2 protein-coding genes are annotated in these 1396 nt (G+C 64.8%); one reads left to right on the top strand and one right to left on the bottom strand.

Annotated features, from left to right (window positions below):
• On the top strand, nt 1-546 hold a 546-nt coding region (locus DBR20_RS07875; RefSeq protein ID WP_108265795.1), incomplete at its 5' end, for a thioredoxin fold domain-containing protein.
• A gap of 118 nt (nt 547-664) precedes the next feature.
• On the opposite strand, the gene DBR20_RS07880 is transcribed toward DBR20_RS07875, so the two are convergent.
• Nucleotides 665-1396 (bottom strand): glycoside hydrolase family 18 protein (locus DBR20_RS07880; protein ID WP_146186972.1); only part of this gene is annotated, 732 nt, incomplete at its 5' end.

Consider the following 1396-nt stretch of genomic DNA (forward strand, 5'->3'; position numbering starts at 1 on the left):
CTGCTGTACGTCTCCGACGACGGCCGCTACCTGTTCCAGTCGCAGCCCTACGACACCCGCGCCAAGAGCCCGGCCAACAGCGAAGGCCTGCTGGGCTACCGTCGCGATCTGCTGGCCAAGGCCAATCATGGTGACCGCATCGTGTTCGCCGCGCCGAACGCGAAATACACCATCAGCGTGTTCACCGATATTGAATGCGGCTACTGCCGCAAGCTGCACCAGGACATCGCCGAGCTCAACCGCAACGGCATCACGGTTGAATACCTGGCCTTCCCGCGCATGGGGCTGGGCAGCAAGGATTACACTGACATGATCTCGGTCTGGTGCGCGGCCGATCGTCGCCAGGCCCTGACCAATGCCAAGCGCGGTGGCACGGTGGCCGCGAAGAACTGCACCAACCCGGTGGCGATGCAGTACGCCCTGGGCCAGCAGCTGGGCGTGAACGGCACGCCGGCCATCTTCGCACCGGATGGCACCCAGCTCGGCGGCTACCTGCCGCCGGCGCAGCTGCGTGCCGCGTTGGAGAAGCTGTCGGCCAAGCGCTGATTGAAACGCCGCCGGGCATGGCCCGGCGCTACCGTGGATGGGCGGGTAGCGCCGGGCCATGCCCGGCGGATGCATCATGCAGAAAGCCGGGGGTGCGACACGCCCCCGGCTTTTTTCTTTATTTCAACCCATCACTGACCGCCTTGGTCAGCGTGCCCTGCGCGTCGTCGCCGCTGAACTCCCAGACAAACGCACCGCCCAGTCCCTGGGTCTTCACGTAGCCCATCTTGCGGGTGATGTTGGCCGGGGTATCGAAGCTCCACAGCGTGCTGCCGTTGTAGATCCAGGTGGCCCCGGCGGTATTGTCGGTATAGCCCTGCCACGCCAGGTTCTTCAGCACCTTCCAGTCTTCGATGCCGGCCTCATAGGTGCCCGGTGCCGCACCGGTGGCGCTCTGGTACAGGCCGTTGTTGGCGTTGGTCACCCCGGTCCAGCCACGCCCGTAATAACCGATGCCCAGGTTGAGCTTGGCGGCGGGGACACCGCGGCTGATGAAGGCCTCGATGGCGTCGTTGCTGTTGTACAGCTTCTGGTCGCCGGTGGACGGATCACTCGGCGAATCGAACAGGGCCGATTGGTGATTGGTCTTCGCATCCCACGCGCCATGGAAGTCGTAGGTCATCACGTTGATGTAGTCCAGGTACGGGTGGTACGCGGCCGGATCGGTGACGCGGATCTTGTCGATGCCGGCGCCGACCGCCACCGTCAGCAACAAGCCCGGACGCACCGCATCGAGCTGGCGGCGGAATTCGGCCATCAGCGCGGTGAAGTTGGCATTGTCCTCGGGCGTGCCGCAGGCAATACCGCAGGCCACCGGGTATTCCCAGTCGATGTCGATGCCGTCGAACAC

Origin of the sequence: Stenotrophomonas sp. HMWF023 (genome assembly GCF_003060985.1) — a bacterium.
Classification (GTDB): domain Bacteria; phylum Pseudomonadota; class Gammaproteobacteria; order Xanthomonadales; family Xanthomonadaceae; genus Stenotrophomonas; species Stenotrophomonas lactitubi.